Annotated in this window: 23 protein-coding genes; 13 read left to right on the forward strand and 10 right to left on the reverse strand. The window is 71.2% G+C overall.

Annotated elements, in window-relative coordinates; all coding sequences use genetic code 11:
* Nucleotides 1-28: 28 nt before the first annotated feature.
* Nucleotides 29-601, forward strand: coding sequence for a GNAT family N-acetyltransferase (locus tag I7X39_RS16960; RefSeq protein ID WP_198112355.1), 573 nt, complete (start codon nucleotides 29-31; stop codon nucleotides 599-601).
* Here I7X39_RS16960 and I7X39_RS16965 read toward each other — a convergent pair whose 3' ends face one another.
* From I7X39_RS16965 to I7X39_RS16975, 3 genes are read right to left on the reverse strand one after another with little or no spacing between them, the layout of a single operon-like run.
* Entirely contained in the window at nucleotides 602-3,013 is a 2,412-nt protein-coding gene (locus I7X39_RS16965) for an FtsX-like permease family protein (RefSeq protein ID WP_198112356.1), read from the reverse strand.
* Nucleotides 3,010-3,696, reverse strand: a complete 687-nt coding sequence (locus I7X39_RS16970) for an ABC transporter ATP-binding protein (protein WP_198112357.1) — start codon at nucleotides 3,694-3,696, stop codon at nucleotides 3,010-3,012. Before I7X39_RS16970 ends, I7X39_RS16965 begins: the two co-directional genes overlap by 4 nt.
* The gene (locus tag I7X39_RS16975; protein WP_198112358.1) at nucleotides 3,693-4,955 is read right to left on the reverse strand and encodes an efflux RND transporter periplasmic adaptor subunit; all 1,263 of its coding nucleotides are present in this window, start codon (nucleotides 4,953-4,955) and stop codon (nucleotides 3,693-3,695) included. The genes I7X39_RS16970 and I7X39_RS16975 overlap by 4 nt, the downstream gene beginning before the upstream one ends.
* 102 nt (nucleotides 4,956-5,057) lie before the next feature.
* Between I7X39_RS16975 and I7X39_RS16980 the strand changes: the two genes are divergently transcribed.
* Nucleotides 5,058-5,627: a response regulator gene (locus tag I7X39_RS16980; RefSeq protein ID WP_198112359.1), complete on the forward strand. Its 570-nt coding sequence runs from the start codon at nucleotides 5,058-5,060 to the stop codon at nucleotides 5,625-5,627.
* Entirely contained in the window at nucleotides 5,617-6,783 is a 1,167-nt protein-coding gene (locus I7X39_RS23715; RefSeq protein WP_310739940.1) for a sensor histidine kinase, read from the forward strand. Before I7X39_RS16980 ends, I7X39_RS23715 begins: the two co-directional genes overlap by 11 nt.
* Nucleotides 6,784-6,791: 8 nt before the next feature.
* Here the strand turns inward: I7X39_RS23715 and I7X39_RS16990 are convergent, their stop codons facing one another.
* Entirely contained in the window at nucleotides 6,792-7,187 is a 396-nt protein-coding gene (locus I7X39_RS16990) for a DUF302 domain-containing protein (RefSeq protein ID WP_198112360.1), read from the reverse strand.
* 206 nt (nucleotides 7,188-7,393) lie between these two features.
* Between I7X39_RS16990 and I7X39_RS16995 the strand changes: the two genes are divergently transcribed.
* From I7X39_RS16995 to arsC, 5 genes are read left to right on the forward strand one after another with little or no spacing between them, the layout of a single operon-like run.
* Nucleotides 7,394-7,993: a TetR/AcrR family transcriptional regulator gene (locus I7X39_RS16995; RefSeq protein ID WP_198112361.1), complete on the forward strand. Its 600-nt coding sequence runs from the start codon at nucleotides 7,394-7,396 to the stop codon at nucleotides 7,991-7,993.
* Nucleotides 7,990-9,180, forward strand: coding sequence for an efflux RND transporter periplasmic adaptor subunit (locus I7X39_RS17000; protein WP_198112362.1), 1,191 nt, complete (start codon nucleotides 7,990-7,992; stop codon nucleotides 9,178-9,180). The genes I7X39_RS16995 and I7X39_RS17000 overlap by 4 nt, the downstream gene beginning before the upstream one ends.
* Complete coding sequence (locus I7X39_RS17005; protein WP_198112363.1) at nucleotides 9,177-10,397, forward strand: ABC transporter permease; 1,221 nt, start codon at nucleotides 9,177-9,179, stop codon at nucleotides 10,395-10,397. Before I7X39_RS17000 ends, I7X39_RS17005 begins: the two co-directional genes overlap by 4 nt.
* A gap of 1 nt (nucleotide 10,398) precedes the next feature.
* Complete coding sequence (locus tag I7X39_RS17010; RefSeq protein WP_198112364.1) at nucleotides 10,399-11,103, forward strand: ABC transporter ATP-binding protein; 705 nt, start codon at nucleotides 10,399-10,401, stop codon at nucleotides 11,101-11,103.
* A 37-nt stretch (nucleotides 11,104-11,140) separates the two neighbouring features.
* Nucleotides 11,141-11,485: an arsenate reductase (glutaredoxin) gene (arsC, locus tag I7X39_RS17015; RefSeq protein ID WP_198112365.1), complete on the forward strand. Its 345-nt coding sequence runs from the start codon at nucleotides 11,141-11,143 to the stop codon at nucleotides 11,483-11,485.
* 44 nt (nucleotides 11,486-11,529) lie between these two features.
* Here arsC and I7X39_RS17020 read toward each other — a convergent pair whose 3' ends face one another.
* Nucleotides 11,530-11,802, reverse strand: coding sequence for a GNAT family N-acetyltransferase (locus tag I7X39_RS17020; protein ID WP_198112366.1), 273 nt, complete (start codon nucleotides 11,800-11,802; stop codon nucleotides 11,530-11,532).
* Nucleotides 11,802-13,901, reverse strand: coding sequence for a prolyl oligopeptidase family serine peptidase (locus tag I7X39_RS17025; RefSeq protein WP_198112367.1), 2,100 nt, complete (start codon nucleotides 13,899-13,901; stop codon nucleotides 11,802-11,804). Before I7X39_RS17025 ends, I7X39_RS17020 begins: the two co-directional genes overlap by 1 nt.
* 122 nt (nucleotides 13,902-14,023) lie before the next feature.
* Here I7X39_RS17025 and I7X39_RS17030 point away from each other — a divergent pair, with 122 nt between their 5' ends.
* On the forward strand, nucleotides 14,024-14,704 hold the full coding sequence (locus I7X39_RS17030; RefSeq protein WP_198112368.1) for a hypothetical protein: 681 nt from the start codon (nucleotides 14,024-14,026) through the stop codon (nucleotides 14,702-14,704).
* An 11-nt stretch (nucleotides 14,705-14,715) separates the two neighbouring features.
* Nucleotides 14,716-16,758, forward strand: coding sequence for a M3 family metallopeptidase (locus tag I7X39_RS17035; RefSeq protein ID WP_198112369.1), 2,043 nt, complete (start codon nucleotides 14,716-14,718; stop codon nucleotides 16,756-16,758).
* A gap of 51 nt (nucleotides 16,759-16,809) precedes the next feature.
* On the opposite strand, the gene I7X39_RS23295 is transcribed toward I7X39_RS17035, so the two are convergent.
* Entirely contained in the window at nucleotides 16,810-17,190 is a 381-nt protein-coding gene (locus tag I7X39_RS23295) for a response regulator (protein WP_232352017.1), read from the reverse strand.
* Between the two features lie 252 nt (nucleotides 17,191-17,442).
* On the opposite strand from I7X39_RS23295, the gene I7X39_RS23300 reads away from it, so the two are divergent.
* Nucleotides 17,443-17,727, forward strand: coding sequence for a hypothetical protein (locus tag I7X39_RS23300; protein ID WP_232352018.1), 285 nt, complete (start codon nucleotides 17,443-17,445; stop codon nucleotides 17,725-17,727).
* 39 nt (nucleotides 17,728-17,766) lie between these two features.
* Nucleotides 17,767-18,147, forward strand: coding sequence for a hypothetical protein (locus I7X39_RS23305; protein ID WP_232352019.1), 381 nt, complete (start codon nucleotides 17,767-17,769; stop codon nucleotides 18,145-18,147).
* Here I7X39_RS23305 and I7X39_RS17050 read toward each other — a convergent pair.
* A complete protein-coding gene (locus tag I7X39_RS17050) occupies nucleotides 18,137-18,964 on the reverse strand; it encodes a crotonase/enoyl-CoA hydratase family protein (RefSeq protein ID WP_232352020.1) in 828 nt (275 codons plus the stop codon). The two genes, I7X39_RS23305 and I7X39_RS17050, sit on opposite strands and share 11 nt — an antisense overlap.
* Nucleotides 18,965-19,026: 62 nt before the next feature.
* Here I7X39_RS17050 and I7X39_RS17055 point away from each other — a divergent pair, with 62 nt between their 5' ends.
* Entirely contained in the window at nucleotides 19,027-19,335 is a 309-nt protein-coding gene (locus tag I7X39_RS17055; RefSeq protein ID WP_198112372.1) for an antibiotic biosynthesis monooxygenase family protein, read from the forward strand.
* Nucleotides 19,336-19,370: 35 nt separating this feature from the next.
* Here I7X39_RS17055 and I7X39_RS17060 read toward each other — a convergent pair whose 3' ends face one another.
* Nucleotides 19,371-19,790, reverse strand: a complete 420-nt coding sequence (locus tag I7X39_RS17060; RefSeq protein WP_198112373.1) for a diacylglycerol kinase — start codon at nucleotides 19,788-19,790, stop codon at nucleotides 19,371-19,373.
* Between the two features lie 45 nt (nucleotides 19,791-19,835).
* Nucleotides 19,836-20,861, reverse strand: coding sequence for an adenosine deaminase (locus I7X39_RS17065; RefSeq protein ID WP_198112374.1), 1,026 nt, complete (start codon nucleotides 20,859-20,861; stop codon nucleotides 19,836-19,838).
* Nucleotides 20,862-20,923: the final 62 nt, after the last annotated feature.

The raw sequence follows: 20,923 nt of genomic DNA on the forward strand, positions 1-20,923 counted from the left end.
GCGCGCAGCGGCGGGCTCTAATGCCCGCATGCCTGACCACCGCGACCTTCAGCTCTTCACCGAACGCCTGCACTTGCGCCCTCTGCGGGCGGACGATGCGCAGGCGCTGTTCGGCATCCACTCCGACCCGGCCTTCACGCGCTACTGGAGCAGCGCGCCCTGGACGGAGCTGGCGCAGGCCCAGCAGCTGATCGAGCAGGATCAGCTGGACCTCGCCCGAGGCGAGCATGTGCGCCTGGGGCTGGTGCGGCGCGCCGACGATGCCCTTCTGGGCACCTGCACGCTCTACAAGATCCACGACGGCAACCGTCGTGCCGAGCTGGGCTACGGCCTGGGGCCGCGGCACTGGGGCCAGGGCTATGCCCGCGAGGCGGTGGCAGCGCTGCTGGACTGGGGCTTCGGCCCGCTGAACCTGCACCGCGTCGAGGCCGACATCGACCCCGAGAACGAGGCCTCGGCCCAGCTGCTCACGCGTCTGGGCTTTCAGCTCGAAGGGCGCTTGCGCGAGCGCTGGATCGTCGCCGGCCAGGTGTCGGACTCGGCCATGTACGGCCTGCTGGCGCGCGAGTGGCAGGCCTTGCGCGCACGCGCCAGCGGCTGATCAGTTCAGCACATCGATCGGCCGCAGGGCCAGGGCCAGGCGCACATGGCGCACCACCGCGCCGGCCAGTACCGCCAGCGTCAGCAGGGCGGCCGACAGCAGCGGCAGCAGCAGGCCGGGCAGGGGCGCCACGCGTTCCTGGAAACCCGCCAGGTAGACCGAACCCAGCCAGGCCGCCAGCGGCAGGGCCAGCAGGGCGGCCAGGGCCATGGGGGTGCGGAACTCGCTGATCACGCTGCGCACGATGTCCAGGCCGCCCGCGCCATGCAGGCGGCGCAGCACCAGCTCGGTGCGGCGCCGGCGCAGGGTGTCGGCCACCAGCGCATAGGCGCCCAGCGCCGCCACGCCCACGGCCAGCAGGGCCAGGGCGGCCAGCAGGCCGGCGAGCTGGGCCTCCTGGCGGTAGGCCAGGGAACGCTGCTCATCCACGCTGCGCACGTAGCGCACCAGCGGGGCACCGATGTCCTTCCAGGCCTGGTCCAGCGCGGCGCGCAGGGCCGGCAGGTCGGGGCCGTAGAGGGTCAGATTGCCCTGGGGTTCGTCGCTGACCAGGAAGCCCTGGGCCTGCGGCGCCTCGCGCACGCCCTCCTGCTTCACGGCGGCCACCACGCCGACGACGCGGCGCGGGTCCTGGCCTTCCTGCAGGTAGTCGCCGCCACCGCGCAGCACCGCGCCCAGCGCGGCTTGGGGCGTGGCAAAGCCCAGCGCGCGGGCGGCGCGTTCGTCCAGCACCAGCAGCTTTTCGCCCGAGCTGGCGCGGGGCTCGCCGGCCAGCCAGCGCATGCCGTAGGTGGCGAAGTAGCCGGGCGAGACACGGGTCAGGCGCAGCACCTGTTTGTGGCCGCTGGCGCTCACATGCACCTCCTGCTGGCCGCGCGTGTCGCGTGCCGGCACCGCGCTGCTGAAGCCCCAGTGCTGTACGGCCGGGTGGCGGTTCAGCGCGGCCAGCAAGGGGGCGGCTTTGGGGGCGTCGGCCGGCGTGGCCCAGACGGTCATGACGAGCCGGTTTTCGGTGGCGAAGCCGCGATCGGCCTGCAGCAGGTGCCGGTGCTGCAGCGCCAGCACGCCGGTCAGGGCCAGCAGCAGCAAGGCGCCGGCGAGTTGCAGGGCCAGCAGCAGCTGGCGTACGCGCCGGCCCCAGGGGCCCTCGCTGGCGGTGCGGCCCTGCAGCGCCGGGGCGGGGGCGCGGCGCAGCGCGGCCCAGGCCGGCAGGGCGAGCGCCAGCGGCAGCAGCAGGGCGCAGACGCCGAGCAGGCCGACCAGGGCCACCCGCGGTGGCGGGTCGGCCAGGTTCAGCGCGGGCGGCAGGCCCAGCCAGGCAGCCAAGGCGGGTGCCAGCCACCAGGCCAGCAGCAGTGCGCCGGCGCCGGCCAGCAGCAGAGGCAGCAGCAGCTCGGTGGCCCAGAGCTGCAGCAGCTGCGGCGCGGCCGCCCCCAGGCTGCGCCGCAGCGCGGTTTCGCGCTGGCGCTGCAGCAACTGGGCGGCCTGCAGGTTCATCGTGTTGATGGCGGCCAGCAGCAGCAGCAGGGCGCTGGCGGCGCCCAGTGCGCCCACCTGCAGCCAGCGCATGCCGTTCTCGGCGCCGGCAAAGGGCAGCTCGACCAGGGGCAGGCCGCGGAAGTAGGCGGCTTCGCGGCCGTCCTTCCAATCTGCCGGCAGCTGCGCATAGCCGGGGCTGGCGCGGAAGGCCTCGCGCATCCAGGGGCCGATCTCTGCCGCTGTGCCGCCGGGGCGCAGGCGCGCGAACACGCGGCCGTTGACCATGAAGATCGCCTGCTGATCTTGCTCGTTTAGGGCATTGGCCTGGCCGTCGAAGCCGGCCAGCAGCTGGTAGTCGCTCAAGGGGTTGCGGGCGTCGGGGTCGGGGATGACGGCCGTGACGACATAGACCTTGCCGTTGGACTCCAGGCTGCGGCCAAGCGCCTGCTGCGGCGCCAGCTCGCCCCAGAGCCGGCGCACCAGGCTCTGCGTCAGCGCGAGGGCGTCGCGCCGCTGCAGGGTGGCCCGCAGGTCGCCGGCCAGGGCGCGCCAGCCGAACAGGCTGACGAGTTCGGGGTCGGCCACCACCAGGTTCAGCGGCTGCAGCTCGCCTTCGAGGCGCAGATTGAAACCGTCATCGCTGCTGCGGGCGATCAGGTCCAGGGGGGCGCCGCTGTGCTTGAGCAGGCTGCCGAAGGCCACCGGCGAGGCGGCGAACCAGTCGCTGGGCTGGCCGGGCGGGTTGCCCTTGAAGTCCAGCATCACGATGCGCTCGGGTTCCGGGATGGCAGGGTCGGTGCTGGCCAGGGCCAGGGCCAGCAGGCCGACCAGCAGGGTGGTGGCCAGGGCCAGCATCAGGCCGCCGGCTGCCACCGCGGTGGCGCCGGGGCGCTTGCGCAGTGCGCGCAGGGCGTCGAGCAGCAGCGCTTTCATGCGGCCAACTCCAGCGGGGCGTCCACCAGCACGCGGCCGTCGAGCAGGCGCAGGGTGCGCGAGGCCATGGCGGCATGCTCGGCGCTGTGCGTCACCATCACCAGGGTGGTGCCTTCGTCGTTGAGCTCGCGCAGCAGGCGCATGACCTCCTGGCCATGGGCGCTGTCCAGATTGCCGGTCGGCTCATCGGCCAGCAGCAGGGCGGGGCGGGCGGCGATGGCGCGGGCGATGGCCACGCGCTGCTGCTGGCCGCCGCTGAGCTGGCTGGGGTGGTGGGCGGCGCGGTGCGCCAGACCCAGGCGCTCCAGCACCTCGGCCACGCGCTGGCGCTGGGCCTTGGCGGGCAGCTCGCCGTAGCGCAGCGCCAGCTGCACGTTGTCGGCCACCGTGAGCTCGTCGACCAGATTGAAGCTCTGGAACACGAAGCCGATGCGGCCGCGGCGGATGGCCGCGAGCTCGCGTTCGCTGCGCTGCGTCAGGTCCTCGCCCTGCAGCAGGTAGCGCCCGCTGCTGGGGCGGTCGAGCAGACCGAGCAGGCCGAGCAGGGTGGACTTGCCGCAGCCCGAGGGGCCGGTGATGGCGAGGTACTCGCCGGCTTCGATCTGCAGGTCGACGGCGTCGAGCGCGGTGGTTTCAACCGCGCCGGCGCGGTGCCGCTTGCTGATGTGCTGGAGTTCGATCATGGCAGGGCGAGGCGCTCGGCCTCGTGAGGGGGTTGAGAGATCAGGACCTGCTCGCCAGCCTGCAGGCCGGCCAGCACTTCCACCTGGCCGGCTGCGCGGCGGCCGAGCTGCACCGTGCGGCGCAGCAGCTGCCCGCCCTGGCGCACATAGAGGCGGCTCTGCACGCCCGGTCCATCGGGCAGCAGCAGGGCCGCGCTGGGCGGGCTGAACTGCAGGCGCAGCTCCACCGCCTGGCCGGGGCGCAGGCTGGCTGCGGCCGGCGGCTGCAGCCAGCGCAGCAGCACGCGGGCCTTGCCGCCCTGCACCTGGGGCAGGGTCTGGGTCAGGCGTAGCGGCCCCAGGCTGCTGAGTGCCTGCTGGCCGGGCTGCAGGCGCGGCAGGTAGTACTCGTCCAGCTCGGCCACCAGCTGCATGCCGGCGTCCGGGTCGTCAATGCGGCCCAGGCGCTCGCCCGGCTGCAGCGTGGCGCCCAGCTGCGGCGTGAAGCCGCTCAGGCGACCGCTCAAGGGGGCGCGCAGTTGCAGGCGCTCGTGCGCGCGCTGCAGCAGTTGCAGGCCCCCCTGCAGGCCGCTGACGGCGCGTGCCATTTCATCCAGGGACTGCTGGCGGGTCAGCGCCTCCTGCGCCTGGTCCTCGCGGGTCTGGGCCAGCAGCTGCTCGGCCAGCTGCAGCTGGCGCTGCGCCTGATCGAGCGCGGCGCTGGAGACGAAGCCCTGCGCGGCCAGGGTGGCCTGGCGCCGGTATTCGGCCTCGGCCTGCTGCTGCGCGGCCTGCAGCTGCAGCAGCTCGCGCCGGCTCTGCGCCAGGCTGGCGGCCTGGGCGCTGCGCTGCGCGGCCATATTGGCCAGCTGCTGCGCCACCTCGGCACGGCGCTGCATCAGCAGCTGTTCCTGCTCCGGGCTGTGCAGGCGGTAGAGCGGGCTGCCGGCCTCGACCCAATCCCCATCGCGCACGAACACCGCTTCGACGCGGCCGCTTTCCTGCGCATCCAGTTGCACCGAGCGCAGGGGCTCCACGCGGGCACGCAGGGCGAGCTCGTCGCGGAACTCGCCTTGCCGCACCGGGGCGAGCTGGGCGTTGCGGGCCACGGGCTGGCTGGGCAGGGCCTGACCGCCCCAGAGCGCCAGGCTGAGCAGACCCAGCCCGCCAAGCCCCCAGGGCGCGAACCGGCGCAGCCGGCCGGTGGGCGGCAGGGCGCGGTCCATCGCAGCGCCGGAGTGCGGTGCCGGCGGGGCGGGGGGGCTGGGAACAACAGACATGGCGCCACTGTCGCGGCCGGTCCCGGGCTTGCCCAGTCCCCTGTCCGAAAGCGGACAGCCGCCTCGCCCGCCACCGCCCAGGCGACGAAGATGCAGGTCGTGATGAGCCCTACGCCGCCGATCCTGCTGCTTGACGACGACCCGGACGTCGGCCTCGCCGCCCAACTGCTGCTGCAGCGCCGTGTCGCCCCGGTGCATTGCATCCAGCGCCCGGCCGAGCTGCCGGCTGCGCTGGATCGCCTTCGCCCCGGCTTGCTGCTGCTGGACCTGAACTTCGGCCCGGGCCGCAGCGATGGCGCGCAGGGGCTGCGCCTGCTGGCCGAGGTGCAGGCGCGGCCGCAGCCGCCGGCCGTGGTGGTGATGACGGCCTATGCCGAGATCGACCTGGCCGTGCAGGCGGTCAAGCGCGGCGCCTTCGATTTCCTCACCAAACCCTGGGACAACCCCCGCTTGGTGGCCACCTGCCGGGACGCCTTGCAGCTGACCCCGCGCGCAGCCGCGGAGACCGTGGCGGGGGCACCGGCCGAGCCGCCGCGCTCGCTGGCGGTGCAGGAGCGCGCCGCTGTGCTGGCCGCCATGGCCGAGGCGCAAGGCAATCTGAGCGCGGCCGCGCGGCTGCTCGGTCTTTCGCGTGCGGCCCTGTACCGGCGCCTGGACAAACATGGGCTCTGAGCGCTGGCGTGCCCTGGCAGGCCTGGCGCTGGCGGTGGCGGCCGGTGCCGCTGCCGGCCAGGCCAGCGCGCGCTGGCTCAGTGCGGCCGCCCTGCTGCTGCTGGCCGCGCTGGCCCTGGGCTGGCCACGCCGCACGGCCGCGCCACCCCCACCGGAGCCGCTTGCGCCCGCGCCGCCGCCCGACGCCCTGGCGCGCCTGCAGATCCAGCTGGAGCACCTGCCGGCGGCCAGCTGGGTGCTGAGCGGCGCGGGCCGGCTGCAGCCGCTGAGCCAGCGCGCGCGCCGCCTGCTGGCCCCCGGCGCGGTGCAGGACGCGGCGGCACTGCAAGCCTTGCTGATTGAGCGTGCGCGCGCCGGTCAGGCCGGTCAGCTGCAGCTGGACACCGAGCGCGGCAGCGAGCGCTGGAGCCTGGCCCTGCAGCCCCTGCAGCTGGCGGGCGAAGCCCAGGTGCTGCTGGTGCTGCTGCCGCTGGAGTCGGCGCTGGAAAGCGAGCGCCTGCTGGCCTGGCAGCAGCTGGTGCAGGTGCTGACGCACGAGATCATGAACTCGCTCACGCCCATCGCCAGCCTGAGCCAAGGCGCACTGGAACTGCTGGACGACCCCGCGGCGGGCGACGAGCTGCGCCTGGCGCTGGACACCATCGCCCAGCGCGCCGCCGGTCTGCAGCGCTTCGTGGCCGACTACCGGCGTCTGAGCCAGCTGCCGCCGCCGCAGCTGGAGCCGGTGGACCTGGGCGCGCTGCTGGCACGCCTGCAGGCCGCGGTGGCGCCGTCCTGGGCCGCGCGTGGCGGGGCGGCGCACTTCGATCTGGCCCACCCCGGCCTGCGCCTGCAGGCCGACCCGGCGCAGCTGGAGCAGGCGCTGCTGAATCTGATTCGCAACGCCGAGATCGCCACCCAGGACACCCCGCAGCCGCAGCTGTGGATCGAGGCGCGCCTGTCTCGCGGCGGACGCCTGCGCCTGACCGTGCGCGACAACGGCCCCGGCGTGCCACCCGGGCTGGAGCAGCAGATCTTCCTGCCCTTCTTCAGCGCCACGCCCGGGGGGCATGGCATCGGCCTGACGCTGACGCGCCAGCTGGTGCACGGCATGGGCGGCCGCCTGCGCCATGCGCGGCCGCTGGAGGGGGGCGCGGCATTCGTGCTGAGCTTCTGAGGCTCAGATCAGTTGCCTGCCAGGGCCGCGCAGGCGCGCCGCAGGCGGCGCTCGGCTTCGTCGGCCACCGCCTTCACGCCGGGCTTGCCCACCAAGGCCACCATGGTCTGCGGGTCCAAGAAACCCACCACCACCTGCCCCGGTGCCTCTTCGCGCACGATGACATTGCAGGGCAGCAGCAGGCCGATGTCGGGCTCGGCCTGCAGGGCTTGGTGGGCCAGCGGCGGGTTGCAGGCGCCCAGGATGCGGTAGGGGCGCATCTCGGCGCCGAGCTTCTCCTTCATGGCGTGCTGCACGTCGATGTCGCTGAGCACGCCGAAGCCCTCGGCCTTCAGGGCGGCCGTGGTGCGGCTGAGGGCTTCGTCGAACGACAGGCCGGTGAGGGTGGTGGTGAATCCGTACATGGCAGACCTCGCGAGGGGCGGGTGGGGTAGCGCAGCTCAGGCGCTGCGGGAACGTTTTGATTATTGGAGTCCGACCTTTGCGGGGTGGCTGGGGCGGCCGCATGGGCCAGGGACCTACCCGGATTTCCAGGGGCCCCCTGGCAGCCTGCGTCAAAAGTGCGTAGACTTGGCAAGTAATAGGTTACTTACCAATAGGACGCAGTCCCATGCCCGCCCGACTGCCCACCGAAAAACGCCAGGCCGAGATCGTGGCCGCGGCCTTGCGCTTGGCCAGCGAACGCAGTCCGGGCCAGATCACCACCGGCGAGATCGCCGAGGCCGTGGGCGTGACGCAGGGTGCGCTGTTCAAACATTTCTCCAGCAAGGACGCCATCTGGCTGGCGGCCATGTGCTGGGTGCACGCCACCCTCCTGCAAGCCGTGCAGGAAGCCGCGGAGGGTGCCGCTTCACCCCGCGCCGCGCTTGAGGCGGTGTTCCACGCCCATGTCGAGTTCGTGGTGGCCCACCCCGGCGTGCCGCGCGTCATCTTTCATGAGCTGCAGCAGCCGGGAGACTCCCCCGCCAAGCGGGAGGTGCGCGCCCTGCTGCAGGCTTACCGGCAGCTGCTGCTGGCGCTGCTGGGGGCTGCCGGCGCGCAAGGGCAGCTGCGCGCCGGGCTGGACGCCGAGGCGGCCGCCACCGCCTTCCTGGGCTTGCTCCAGGGCCTGGTGATGCAGTCCATGCTGACCGGGCAACCGGCGGCGATGCGCCCGCTGGCTGGGCGTGTGCTGGCGCTCTACCTGCGCGGCGTGGGAGCTTCGTCATGAAGCGCCTGGGTGTGAAGGGGCGTCGGTTGGTGCTCGGGCTGCTGGGCTTGGCGCTGCTGGCGGCGCTGCTCTTTGGGGCGCTGCGCGCCGGGCCGCTGGCGCCCGTGCGCGTCACGGTGGCGCGGGCCGAGCCGGCGCGCCTGGCGCCCGCCTTGTTCGGCATCGGCACGGTGGAAGCGCGCCGCAGCGTGCTGATCGGCCCCACGGGGGCCGGGCGCGTGCAAAGCGTGGCGGTGGATGTGGGGGAGCGCGTGCGGGCCGGTCAGCTGCTGGCCGAAATGGACCCCGTGGACCTGGAGGCCCGCGTGGCCGCGCTGGACGCCGCCAGCGCCCGTGCAGCAAGCGCGCTGCAAGCGGCCCAGGCGCAGTTGGACGACGCGCGGGCGCGCCAGGCCCTGACCGCGGCCAACTGGCGCCGCCATGCCGAGCTGGCGGCCCAGAACTTCATCAGCCCCGGCGCGTTGGAGGCCCGGCAGCAGGAGCTGGCCTCGGCGCAGGCCGCCGTCGGTGCGGCGCAGGCCAATCTGGCCGCCGCGCGGCTGGACCAGCAGCGCCTGGCGGCCGAACGCGCGGCGGTGCGCCAGCAGCGCGCCCATGTGCAGCTGCTGGCGCCGTTTGATGCCGTGGTTGTCAGCCGCGAGGCCGAGCCCGGCGCCACGGTGGTGGCCGGCCAGCCGGTGTTGCGCCTGATCGACCCGAGCTCGCTCTGGGTCAAGCTGCGCCTGGACCAGGGGCGCTCGGCCGGATTGGCCGCCGGCCTGCCGGCGCAGATCGTGCTGCGCTCCGACCCCGAGCACCCGCTCCCTGGCCAGGTGGCCCGGGTGGAGGCGCTGAGCGACAGCGTGACTGAGGAGCGCGTGGCCCAGGTGCGCTTCGAGCGCCTGCCCGCCACGCTTTCGGTGGGCGAACTGGCCGAAGTCACGCTGAACCTGCCCGAGACTGGCCTGGCGCCGACCGTGCCCAATGCCGCCATCCGGCGCCAGCAGGGCCGCAGCGGCGTCTGGCAGCTGGATGCCGAGGGCCTGCATTTCCGCCCGGTGCGCCTGGGAGCCAGCAGCCTGGAGGGCCGCGTGCAGGTGCTGGAGGGCCTGCCCGCCGGAGCCACCGTGGTGGTGCACAGCGAACGGGCGCTGGAGGCCGGCAGCCGCACGCGCGTGGTGGCCGCGCTGGCGGGGGCGCCCTTGTGATCAGCCTGGCCGGCCGCGACATCCTGCATGCCTGGGGCAAGTTCGTTCTCACCGGCATGGGCCTGGGCCTGCTGATCGGCGTGACCCTGACCATGGCGGGCGTCTATCGCGGCATGGTGGATGACGCGCGCGCCTTGCTCAGCAACAGCGGCGCAGACCTGTGGATCGTTCAGCAGGACACCCAGGGCCCCTATGCCGATGCCTCCAGCCTGCGCGACGACGTGGTGCGCAGCGTGCGTGGCCTGCCCGGCGTGGCGCGCGCCGCCAACGTCACCTACCTGACGATGCAGGTGCGCCGCGTGGGCCCGCTGCACGAGGCCGCCAGCGGCGAGGGCGAGGTGCGCGCCCTGGTGGTCGGCTTCGAAGCCGGCCAGCCGGGCGAGCCCGGTTACCTGGTGGCCGGCCGGCAGCTGACGCGCAGCCACTACGAGGCCGTGGCCGATGTGCGCACCGGCTTCGCGCTGGGCGAGCGCATCCGCATCCGGCGCCACGACTACACGGTGGTCGGGCTGACGCGGCGCCAGGTGTCTTCCGGCGGCGACCCGATGGTCTTCATTCCGCTCAAGGATGCGCAGGAAGCGCAGTTCCTGAAGGACAACGAGGCCATCCTGAACGAGCGCGCGCGCAGCGCGGCCAACCCGGTCTTCAACCGCCCCGGCGTGCCGGGCCTGCTGGAAAGCACGCAGGCCGCGTTGGCCAGCAACCACCAGGTCAACGCCATCCTGGTGCAGCTGGCCCCCGGCTTCCCGGCCGAGGCGGTGGCCGAGCCGGTGCGCCGCTGGAAGCACCTGGCGGCCTACAGCCGTGCGCAGATGGAGGAGCTCCTGGTGGCCAAGCTGATCGCCACCTCGGCGCGGCAGATCGGCCTGTTCCTGGTGATTCTGGCCGTGGTCAGCGCGGCCATCGTGGCCTTCATCATCTACACGATGACGCTGGGCAAGATCCGCGAGATCGCGGTGCTCAAGCTCATCGGCACCCACAACCGCACCATCGCCGCCATGATCCTGCAGCAGGCCTTGGGCCTGGGTCTGATCGGCTTTGCGGTGGGCAAGTTGGCGGCCACCGTTTGGGCGCCGGTGTTCCCCAAGTACGTGCTGCTGGAAGCGGGCGACGCGGCGCGCGGCCTGGTGGCCGTGCTGCTGATCTGCGCGCTGGCCAGCACCCTGGCCATCCGGGCGGCGCTGCGGGTCGATCCGGCCGAGGCGATCGGGGGCTGAGGTGACGGAGCCGGGCATCCGCATCGAAGGCCTGCGCAAGCGCTACGGCCAGGGCGACACTGCGGTGGATGCGCTCAAGGACGTGCACCTGCATGTGGCGCCGGGCGAGGTGGTGGGCCTGGTCGGCCCGTCGGGCTCGGGCAAGAGCACGCTGCTGAAGTGCCTCGGCGCGGTCATCGAGCCCAGCGGCGGCCGCATGGTGCTGGGGGGCGACACCATCTACGACGAAGGCTGGAAGACCCCCGACCTGCGCGCGCTGCGGCGCGACCGCATCGGCTTCGTGTTCCAGGCGCCCTACCTGATTCCCTTCCTGGACGTGACCGACAACGTGGCCCTGCTGCCCATGCTGGCCGGTCGGCCCAATGCCGAGGCGCGTGCCCGTGCCCGCGAGCTGTTGAAGGCGCTGGACATGGACCACCGCGCGCGGGCGCAGCCCTCGGAGCTCTCGGGCGGCGAGCAGCAGCGCGTGTCGATTGCGCGTGCGCTGGCCAACCGCCCGCCGGTGATCCTGGCCGACGAGCCCACCGCCCCGCTGGACAGCGAGCGCGCCCTGGCCGTGGTGGCGCTGCTGAACCAGATGGCGGTGCAGCACCACACGGCGGTGATCGTCGTCACCCACGACGAGAAGATCATCCCGACCTTCAAGCGCCTGTATCACATCCGTGATGGCCGCACCCATGAGGTGAGGGGCGAGGGCCAGACTTGAGCGACAGTGCGGCCCCCGCTTTTTGGAATCCCCGCCCGTGATCACGATCTATCACAACCCCCGCTGCAGCAACTCGCGCGCCGCGCTGGAACTCATCCGCCAGGCCGGCCACGAGCCGGTGGTGGTGGAGTATCTGCAGGCCCCGCCGGACCGCGCCACGCTGAAGGAGTTGGCGCGTGCCAGCGGCCTGGGCCTGCGCGGCCTGCTGCGCAGCAAGGAAACGACCTACGCCGAGCTGGGCCTGGACAACCCGGCGCTGGACGACGAGGCCCTGCTGGATGCGATGGCGCAGCACCCGGTGCTGCTGAACCGTCCCATCGTGGTGGGGCCACGCGGCGTGGGCCTGTGCCGCCCGCCCGAGCGGGTGCTCGATCTGCTATGAAAAAAGGCCCGCAGCGCGGGCCTTCGGATCACCGGCGCCTGTGCTCAGGCGCGCAGGTCGTTCCACTCGGGGTGGCGCTGCATGTACACCGCCACATAGCTGCAGGCCGGCACCACCTTGCAGCCTTCGCTGCGCGCCCACTGCAGGCCGGCTTCCACCACCTGTGCGGCCAGGCCCTGGCCGCGCAACGCCGGCGGGGTGCCGGTGTGGGTGAAGGTCAGCACCTGGCCCTGGCGGACGTAGTCCAACTCGCACACGCCGTTCGGGTGGCGGCCCTCGAAGCGCTGCTGCTCGGGCAGGTGGTGGATCTCGAGCATCACTTGCCGCCCAGTTGCATCCACAGGTAGCTGTACTCGATGGCCTGCCAGGTGGCGCGCTGTTCGTTGTCTGCCGCGCCGCCGTGGCCGCCCTCGATGTTTTCCCAGTACAGCGGGTTGTGGCCCAGCTCGATCATGCGCGCGGCCATCTTGCGGGCGTGGCCGGGGTGCACGCGGTCGTCCTTGGTGCTGGTGTTGATCAGCACGCGCGGCATCTTCACGCCGGCCTTGACGTTCTGGTAGGGGCTGTACTGGCTGATGAAGGCCCAGTCCTCGGCCTTGTCGGGGTCACCGTACTCGGCCATCCACGAAGCACCGGCCAGCAGCTTGTGATAGCGCTTCATGTCCAGCAGCGGCACCTGGCAGACCACGGCGTTGAACAGGTCGGGCCGCTGGGTGACGATGGCGCCCATCAGCAGGCCGCCGTTGCTGCCGCCCATGATGCCGAGCTGCGCCGGGGTGGTGATCTTCTTGGCGATCAGGTCCTCCGCCACGGCAATGAAGTCGTCGTAGGAGCGCTGCTTGTTCTCGCGGATGGCGGCCTTGTGCCAGGTGGGGCCGAACTCGCCGCCGCCACGGATGTTGGCCAGCACGAACACGCCACCCTTGGCGAGCCAGCCACGGCCGCGGCTGCTGCTGTAGCCCGGCGTCATGCTCACCTCGAAGCCGCCGTAGCCGTACAGCAGCGTGGGGTTTTTGCCGTCCGCCTTCGCCCCCTTGGGGTAGATGACGAAGTAGGGGATGGACGTGCCGTCCTTGCTGTTGACGAAGTGCTGCTCGGCGCGCATGCCCTCGGCGTCGAACCAGGTGGTGCGGCTCTTCAGGGCCTGGCGCTCGTCGCTGCCGGCGCGTGCCAGCGAGAGCGTGTCGGGGGTCAGGAAGTCCGTGTAGCTGATCAGGTAGCGGTCGGCCAGGGCGTCCTTCTTCAGGTCGCTGTCGTACAGACTGCTGATCGTCAGCGTGCCGGGGAAGGGCGCCTGCACGGCGCGCTTGGCGGGCGTCTTGCCGCGGAAGTCCCATTCCTCCAGCTTGGAGGCCACCTTGTCCGAGACGTTCAGCACCACATGCTGCTGGGTGGTGATGAAGCCGGCCAGCGAACGGGTGCTGGTGGGCTCGAACAGGCTGCTGAACTTGGGTTTGCCGGCCAGGAAATCCTTCCAGCTGCCGACCAGCAGGCTGCCGGCCTTGAAGCTCTGGCCGCCCACGGTCCAGTCGGAGCGCAGGCGCACCAGCAGGCGCTCTCTCCAGAGCTGGGGTTGGGCGTCCAGTGGCAGGTCCAGCTTCTTCAGGCCCTTGGGCGTGAGCAGGCGGTACTCGGCGCGGTAGAAGTCCAGCGCGCGCTGGATCAGGGCCCGCTGCTGGGCGCCGTGGCCGTCCACGCCCACGCCCACCCAGGTGTCCTTCTGCTCGCCTTCGAACAGGGTCTTGGCGCTGGCCAGCGGGGTGCCGCGCTGCCAGAGCTTGCTGATGCGCGGGTAGCCCGAATCCGTCATGCTGCCGGGGCCGAAATCGGTGCCGACGAAGATGTGGTTGCTGTCCTTCCAGTCCACCTGGCTCTTGGCCTCGGGCAGTTCGAAGCCGCCCTTGACGAAGGCCTTGTCGCGGGTGTCGAACTCGCGCACCACGGAGGCGTCCGAGCCGCCCGGCGAGAGCGAGAGCAGGCAGCGGCGGTAGTCGGGCGCCAGGCAGTTGGCGCCAGCAAACACCCAGCTCTTGCCTTCGGTGGCGCCCAGGGCGTCCAGGTCCAGCACGGTTTCCCAGGCGGGTTCGGCCTTGGCGTACTCGGCCAGCGTGGTGCGGCGCCAGATGCCGCGCTTGTGCTTGTCGTCCTGCCACAGGTTGTAGACCCAGTCGCCCATGCGCGTGAAGCGGGGAATGCGGTCCTTGGCGTTCAGGCCTTCAAGCAGCTCGGCGCGCAGGGCCTCGAAGCCGGGGCGGTTCTTCAGCAGCGCTTCGGTCTCGGCATTGCGGGCCTTGACCCAGGCCATGGCCTTCTCGCCGCTGACTTCTTCAAGCCAGAGGTAGGGGTCTTCGTCGGGGGTCTGGGCGCCGGCGGTCAGCGCGGTGGCCAGCAGGCTGGCCAGCAGGACGGGTTTCATGAGCGGCTGGGGCGGCGCAGGGCGCCGACGGTTTGGGAAGCCGGGGATTATGGGGAGGCTTCCGGTGCCAGACGGGGGTCATGGCATCATCGCCGGTTCGTCCAACTGACCCCGTTTCAGCCATGCGCGCACCCCTTCTGACCCTGGCTTTGATCGCCGCCCTGAGCACCACCGCGGTGAACGCGCAAACCCCGCCCAAGCAGCCGGCCAAGCCCGCCGCCAAGGCGCCGGCCAAGCCCGAAGCCACGCCGGCCAAGGCCAGGCCCAAGCTGATGACGCGCGACGAGTTGCGTGAATGCCTGGCGCGCCGCGAGGCCAATGTCACCGAGAGCAAGGCCATCGAGGCGGAAGACAAGGAACTGCTGACGCATGCCGACGCCGTCAAGTCCGACAAGACCGCGTTCGAGAACGAGCAGAAGGATTTCGTGGCCGCGCAGACCGTGCTGGTGGCCGACAACGAGGCCCTGCGCAAGCGCGGTGAAGAGCTGAGCAAGACCATCGGTGAACTCAAGCCGGCCAAGCAGAAGGAAGTGAAGGCCGACTACGACAAGGCCGCCGCCGAACTGACCGCCCGCGTGGACGCCCACAACGCCCGCCTCAAGGCCCTGAAGGCGCGTGAAGAAGCCTTGATGCAGAAGATCGACGACTTCAACAAGCGCCAGTCGGAAGCTTCGGCGCGCGTGGACAAGCTCGGCGAGGCCGAGGACAAGTGGCGCGCCGAGTGCGGCAACCGCCCCTACGACGAGCGCGACGAAGACGCGATCAAGAAGGAAATGGCCGCCAAGAAGGCTGCCGGCCAGTGAGCGGGGTGCGCATGAACCCGCTGCTGCAGGAGTGGACCGGTCCGGCCGGTCTGCCGCCCTTCGCCGAGATTGAGCCGGCGCATTTCATGCCGGCGTTTGAGGCCGCAATGGCCGCGCACCGGCAAGAGATCGAGGCCATCGCCGCCAACCCAGCGCCGCCGAGCTTCGACAACACCGTGGCCGCCTTCGACGCCAGCGGCCGCCTGCTGAACCGCATCGAATCGCTGTTCTACACGCTGGCCGCCTCGGCCACGAACGAGGCCCTGCAGGCCGTGCAGCGCGAAGTGGCCGCCCCGATGGCCGCGCACGCCAGCTGGGTGGCCATGCACCAGGGCCTGTTCCAGCGCCTGGATGCGCTGATGGCGCAGCGCGCCCAGCTCGGCCTGGCCGCCGACCAGCAGCGCCTGCTGGAGCGCCTGCACCTGGAGGCCGTGCGTGCCGGTGCCAAGCTGGCCCCGGCCGCGCGCGAGCGCTACGCGGCCATCATGCAGCGCTTGGCCGAGCTGAACACCCAGTTCGCGCAGAACGTGCTGGCCGATGAAGCCGGCTACCGCCTGATCCTGAAGAGCGAGGCCGAGCTGGCCGGCCTGCCCGAGTTCGTGCGCGCCGTGATGAAGCAGGCCGCCGTGGAGCGTGGCCTGGAAGACGGTGCGCACCTCGTGACGCTCTCGCGCTCCCACGTCGTGCCTTTCCTGACCTTCTCGGCCCGCCGCGACCTGCGCCAGCAGGCCTGGGCCGCCTGGGTCTCGCGCGGCGAGCACGAGGGCGAGACCGACAACCGCGCCATCGCCCAGGAAATCCTGACCCTTCGCAACGAGCAGGCGCGCCTGCATGGCTACACCAACTTCGCCGACTACCAGCTCGCCGACACCATGGCGCAGAACCAGGCCGCCGTGCAGGGCCTGCTCAAGCGGGTGTGGGATGCCGCGCTGAACGCCACCCAGCTGGAGCGCGAGGCCGTGCAGGCCGCCGCGCTCTCGCATGGCTTCATGGACAAGGTGGAAGCCTGGGACTGGCGCTTCTATGCCGAGAAGGTGCGCCAGGCGCGCTACGCGCTCGACGAGGCCGAGCTCAAGCCCTACTTCCCGCTCGAAGCCATGGTGGCGGCGATGTTCGATTGCGCCCAGCGCCTCTACGGTCTGCGCTTCGAACAGCGGGCCGATTGGCCCGTCTACCACCCCGACGTGGTGGCCTACGAGGTGTTCGATCAGAGCGGCGCCCACCGCGCCGTCTTCCTGCACGACAACTTCGCCCGCGTGGGCAAGCGCAGCGGCGCCTGGATGAACGCGCTGCGCTGGGCGCACCGAAACGGCTCTGCGCAGTCGCCCGTCATCCTCAACAACAACAACTTCGCCAAGGGCGCGCCGGGTGAACCCACGCTGCTGAGCCTGGACGACGTGCGCACGCTTTTCCACGAGTTCGGCCACGGCCTGCACGGCATGCTGAGCGAGACCCGCTACGAGCGCTTGAGCGGCACGCAGGTGCTGCGCGACTTCGTCGAGCTGCCCTCGCAGCTGATGGAGCACTGGATCGCCGACCCCACGGTGATGCAGCGCCACGCCAAGCACTACCAGACCGGCGCCGCCATCCCGCACGAGCTGATCGAACGCATCAAGGCCGCCGAGCTGTTCAACCAGGGCTACGAGACGGTGCGCTACACCGCCTCGGCCCTGGTCGATCTGGCCATCCACGCGCTGGAAGACGAAGAAGCGCCGGACATCGTCGCCTTCGAGCAGCAGACCCTGGAGCGCCTGGGTGCCCCGGCGGACTGCGGCATGAACCACCGCCTGCCGCACTTCCAGCACCTGTTCGTGGGCGACAGCTACGCCTCCGGCTACTACGTCTACCTGTGGGCCGAGGTGCTGGACTGCGACGCCTTCGAGGCCTTCAAAGAGGCCGGCGACATCTTCGATGCCGCCACCGCGCAGCGCTACCGCGAGCAGATCCTGGCCGCGGGCAATAGCCAGGAGCCGGGTGCGGCCTACCGCGCCTTCCGTGGGCGCGATGCGCAGATCGAACCGATGCTGAAGGGCCGGGGGCTGATCCCGGCGTGATGCGGGTTTGACGCTTGAATGAACAGGCCGGCCTTGCCGGCCTGTTCCGTTTCAGCCCCTGTGGGGCAGGCGCTCGGCCAGGCCCTTCTGGAAAGCCTGGAAATCGATCGGCTTGGTCCAGTAATCAGCAAAGCCGGCGGCCAGCGCGGACTTGATGTCCTCGGGCATGGCATTGGCCGACAGGGCGATGCAGGGAATCGCGGCGGTATCGGGGTGCTCGGCCAGGGCCTGGCGGACCTGGAAGCCGTCCAGATCGGGCAGTTGCATGTCCAGCAGCACCAGGTGCGGGCGCCAGTCGCGCGCCAGCGCCAGGCCGGACTGGCCGTCTTCGGCGCCGCGCAGCTCGATGTCCGCCCTTCGGCTCACCAGCTCTTCCACCACCAGGGCGTTGACGGGGTTGTCCTCGATATAGAGCAGGCGGTAGGCGGGCATGGGGCAGGATCTTCGCCCAGTTTGCTTGCGGGGCCCTTGCGCCTGGCGCGTGCTTGCGGGGGTGGGTTTTTCCGGCCTGTGACGTCGCTGCAGGGCGCGATGGCTTGGCCCGCTGCCCCGCGCGAAGGCCTGTTGCCGCGCCGCTGCCCGTGAGCGCTTGAAACCCCGCACTTGGGGCGCGCGGAGCGGCTCGTGCTTGAATTCCGGCCTGACGCCCCCATTTGGCCGGGGATCTTGCAAGGAGTTGCTGCTGTGTTGAATGCCGTGGTGCGGGCCGTGTTCGTGGTGGCGGCCGCCGTCCTGACCCTGGGTCTGCTGGCCCTGGGCCTGCTGGTGGCGGCGGTGCTGCTGGCCGTGTTCGGCCTGCGCCGCCTGCTGGCCCGCCTGCTCGGCCGGCCGCAGCCGCGCCGGCCGGACTTCCGCTTTGCGACCCAGGCTTGGCCGCGGCGCCAGCAGGCCCGCGGGGCGGCTGGTGAGGTGGTGGATGCCGAAGTGCGCGAGGTTCGCGACGCCCCGGTGGTGCGCGAGCTGCGCTGAGCACGGCGCCGCGCCGCTGACAGCGGCCCGGGAGGCTGCTTGAGCGCGCATTGGTTCCTGCTGGGCAGTGCCGCCATGGGCTTGGGCCAGGTGCTGGACGCCGGCCTGCTGTGGCGCGCGCGCGGGCGCATCAGCCTGACCCCTTTGTGCTTTTCCCTGGCGGAGTGGATCTGGGCGGCGCTGGCCCTGCTGGCCTGGCGTGAGGCCGACCCGGCCGTGCCCTGGTGGCTGCCCGCGCTGTTCCTGGCCTATGTGGCCGGCTTTGCGGTGCATGCCGCCCGTCAGGCCCGGCCGGAGGAGCCGGCGCTGCGCGACCTGACGCCGCGCGAGATCCAGGCCGGCGCGTTGTTCGGGGCCCTGTACCTGGGCCTTTCCGTGATGCTGTTGCTGGCGGGGCCCGCGGCCGAGATCAGTCCCTGAATTGCGGCGCTTGGCCGCCGCGGCCCTTCATCAGCGCCGTCATCAGGTCTTCGGAGATCAGCATCGCCGCGTTCCAGCTGGCGATCTGTTCCAGGCCGTCGGCCACGCTGTGGTCGCGCGCGTAGTTCAGAGCCTGCTTGCTGCCGCGGATGGCCAGCGGCGACTTGCTGGCAATCTGCTGGGCGATTCCGAGCACGCCGGCGTCCAGCTCGGCGCGGCTGGCGAACACGCGATTCACCAGGCCGATGGACAGGGCCTCGGCAGCATCCACCTTGCGGCCGGTGTAGGCCAGCTCGCGCACCAGGCCCTGGTTGCCCACCAGCTTGGGCAGGCGCTGCAGGGTGCCCACGTCGGCCACCATGCCGATGTCGATCTCCTTGATGGCGAACTCGGCCTCGGCACTGCAGTAGCGCATGTCGGCGCAGCAGATCAGGTCGATGCCGCCACCCAGGCAGGCGCCATGCACGGCGGCCAGCACGGGCTTGCGGCAGCGCTCCAGGCTGGTCAGGGTGTCCTGCAGCTCCAGGATCAGGGCGCGCAGCTTCTCGCGCACGCGCGCCTCGCAGTCGTCCTGGATCTGGCCCTGCAGGCCCATCATCATTCCGAGGTCGATGCCGGCCGTGAAGTGCGGCCCTTCGGCGCGCAGCACCACGGCGCGCACCTCGGGCGTGCGGTCGGCCCACTGCATGGCGCTGCGGATGTCCTGCCACATCGCCCAGTTCATGGCATTGGCCTTGTCGGGCCGGTTCAGGCTGAGGACGGCGACGGCGCCCTCCAGGCGGGCGCTCAGGGTTTCAAAGGTGGGCAGCATGGACATGAGGGGGGCAGGGCTCTGGCTTGGAGCCTGCATCATGCAGGCTGTTCGCCTTGGAGTCGCCCATGAGCCCTGCCTATGTATATGTCTGGGAGTTCCGTGTCGCACGCGCGCAGCGGGTCGGCTTCCTGGCCGCCTACGGCCAGCAGGGGCGCTGGGCGCAGTTGTTCGCCCAGGCGCCGGGCTACCTGGGCACACAACTGCTGCAGGACCAGGCGGACGAAAACCGCTTCCTGACCCTGGACCGCTGGGCCAGCGCCGCCGCCCATGCGGACTTCCACGCCCAGTTCGACGCCGAGTACCGGGCCCTGGACCAGGAGTGCGAGATCCTGACCGAGGACGAGCGCAGCCTGGGCTCGTACTGGGGCCTTTGAGCCAAGGGCGCGGCCTGCGGCTTCAGCGCTGCTCGTCAGAGGTTTGCCGCCAGGAGCTGGGCCATCCAGACCGCGAACACCGGCCCTGCGATGACCAACCAGCACAGCAGAGCCATCAGCGCCGCCAGTCCGACGGCCACGCTGGCGTAATCCTTGGCGTCACGGGACAGCGGGTGGGGCTCCAGGGAGACGCGGTCGACTGCCGCCTCGATGGCCGAGTTCAGGTACTCGACCAGCACCACCAGCAGCAGCGAAAGCACGAGCAGCAGGTGCTCGATGCGCGGCACGGGTAGCAGCAGGGCGACGATGCAAAGCACCCAGCAGGCAATCGATACCTCACCGGTGGCCGGGTCATGACGCAGGCCGCGCCAGATGCCGGCCGACTGGTGCCTGGCGGCCTGGGCGATGCGTGTGAAGCCCCTGCTTTTCCAGCCCGGGTCCGTTGAGGCGCTCATGGGCTGCTCCGGTATGGCGCTGGCAATCGGCACGCGGGGCTTCAATCAAGCGCCCGCAGCCACAGCCTCCAGGTGCTGCAGCCAGCCGGCCTTCTGCTCCGGGGCGGCAAAGCTGGCCTCCAGGCTGTTGCGTGCCAGCTGGATCGCCTCGGCCCGGCCCCATTGCGGGAAGGCTTCGAAGCAGGCCTCGTAATTGCGCAGCAGATAGCCGCCGAAATAGGCCGGGTCGTCGCTGTTGAGCGTCACCTTCAGCCCGGCCGCCAGCAGCGCCGGCAGGTTGTGCTCGCTCATCTGCGGGAACACGCACAGCTTCACGTTCGAGAGCGGGCAGACGGTCAGTGGAATTTGCTCGCGCGCCAGGCGTTGCACCAGGGCGGGGCTGTCGGTGCAGCGCACGCCGTGGTCGATGCGTTCCACCTTCAGTAGGTCCAGCGCGGTCTCGATATAGGCCGGCGGGCCTTCCTCGCCCGCGTGGGCCACGAGATGCAGGCCGAGTTCGCGGCAGCGCGCGAACACGCGCGCGAACTTCTCTGGCGGGTGCCCGCGCTCGCTGCTGTCCAGCCCCACGCCGATGAAGTGCTGGCGGTAGGGCAGGGCCTGCTCCAGGGTTTCGAACGCCGCGTCCTCACTGAGGTGACGCAGGAAGCAGAGGATCAGCGCGCTGCTGATGCCCAGCTCCTGCTGCGCCCGCGCACCGGCCCGCGTCAGGCCCTCAATTACCGTGACCATCGCCACGCCACGCTCGGTGTGCGTCTGCGGGTCGAAGAACAGCTCGGCGTGCACGATGCCATCGGCCGCAGCGCGCTCGAAGTAGGCGTAGGCCATGTCCTCGAAATCCTGCGCGTGGATCAGCACGCTGGCGCCGGCGTAGTAGACGTCGAGGAAGCTCTGCAGATCCGTGAACGCATAGGCGGCACGCAGGGCTTCGACGCTGGGGTAGGAGAGGGCAATGCCGTTGCGTTGCGCGAGCTGGAAGATCAGCTCGGGCTCCAGCGTGCCTTCGATGTGCAGATGGAGTTCGGCCTTGGGCAGGGCGCGGAGCAGTTTGGAGAGGACGGTGCGGTCGGTCATTGCAGGCTCCGTATGCAGCAACTGGGTGAAGTGTGTCTCGACAGATTCGGACCCTCACGCAT

Source organism: Inhella proteolytica, from assembly GCF_016093275.1.
Lineage (GTDB): Bacteria > Pseudomonadota > Gammaproteobacteria > Burkholderiales > Burkholderiaceae_C > Inhella > Inhella proteolytica.

What these genes read in the sequence shown, in the direction of transcription:
- I7X39_RS16960 (WP_198112355.1), top strand. Translation starts at nt 29, where the DNA reads ATGCCTGACCACCGCGACCTTCAGCTCTTCACCGAACGCCTGCACTTG.
- I7X39_RS16965 (WP_198112356.1), bottom strand. Translation starts at nt 3,013, where the DNA reads ATGAAAGCGCTGCTGCTCGACGCCCTGCGCGCACTGCGCAAGCGCCCC.
- I7X39_RS16970 (WP_198112357.1), bottom strand. Translation starts at nt 3,696, where the DNA reads ATGATCGAACTCCAGCACATCAGCAAGCGGCACCGCGCCGGCGCGGTT.
- I7X39_RS16975 (WP_198112358.1), bottom strand. Translation starts at nt 4,955, where the DNA reads ATGTCTGTTGTTCCCAGCCCCCCCGCCCCGCCGGCACCGCACTCCGGC.
- I7X39_RS16980 (WP_198112359.1), top strand. Translation starts at nt 5,058, where the DNA reads ATGAGCCCTACGCCGCCGATCCTGCTGCTTGACGACGACCCGGACGTC.
- I7X39_RS23715 (WP_310739940.1), top strand. Translation starts at nt 5,617, where the DNA reads ATGGGCTCTGAGCGCTGGCGTGCCCTGGCAGGCCTGGCGCTGGCGGTG.
- I7X39_RS16990 (WP_198112360.1), bottom strand. Translation starts at nt 7,187, where the DNA reads ATGTACGGATTCACCACCACCCTCACCGGCCTGTCGTTCGACGAAGCC.
- I7X39_RS16995 (WP_198112361.1), top strand. Translation starts at nt 7,394, where the DNA reads ATGCCCGCCCGACTGCCCACCGAAAAACGCCAGGCCGAGATCGTGGCC.
- I7X39_RS17000 (WP_198112362.1), top strand. Translation starts at nt 7,990, where the DNA reads ATGAAGCGCCTGGGTGTGAAGGGGCGTCGGTTGGTGCTCGGGCTGCTG.
- I7X39_RS17020 (WP_198112366.1), bottom strand. Translation starts at nt 11,802, where the DNA reads ATGCTCGAGATCCACCACCTGCCCGAGCAGCAGCGCTTCGAGGGCCGC.
- I7X39_RS17025 (WP_198112367.1), bottom strand. Translation starts at nt 13,901, where the DNA reads ATGAAACCCGTCCTGCTGGCCAGCCTGCTGGCCACCGCGCTGACCGCC.
- I7X39_RS17030 (WP_198112368.1), top strand. Translation starts at nt 14,024, where the DNA reads ATGCGCGCACCCCTTCTGACCCTGGCTTTGATCGCCGCCCTGAGCACC.
- I7X39_RS17035 (WP_198112369.1), top strand. Translation starts at nt 14,716, where the DNA reads ATGAACCCGCTGCTGCAGGAGTGGACCGGTCCGGCCGGTCTGCCGCCC.
- I7X39_RS23295 (WP_232352017.1), bottom strand. Translation starts at nt 17,190, where the DNA reads ATGCCCGCCTACCGCCTGCTCTATATCGAGGACAACCCCGTCAACGCC.
- I7X39_RS17050 (WP_232352020.1), bottom strand. Translation starts at nt 18,964, where the DNA reads ATGTCCATGCTGCCCACCTTTGAAACCCTGAGCGCCCGCCTGGAGGGC.
- I7X39_RS17055 (WP_198112372.1), top strand. Translation starts at nt 19,027, where the DNA reads ATGAGCCCTGCCTATGTATATGTCTGGGAGTTCCGTGTCGCACGCGCG.
- I7X39_RS17060 (WP_198112373.1), bottom strand. Translation starts at nt 19,790, where the DNA reads ATGAGCGCCTCAACGGACCCGGGCTGGAAAAGCAGGGGCTTCACACGC.
- I7X39_RS17065 (WP_198112374.1), bottom strand. Translation starts at nt 20,861, where the DNA reads ATGACCGACCGCACCGTCCTCTCCAAACTGCTCCGCGCCCTGCCCAAG.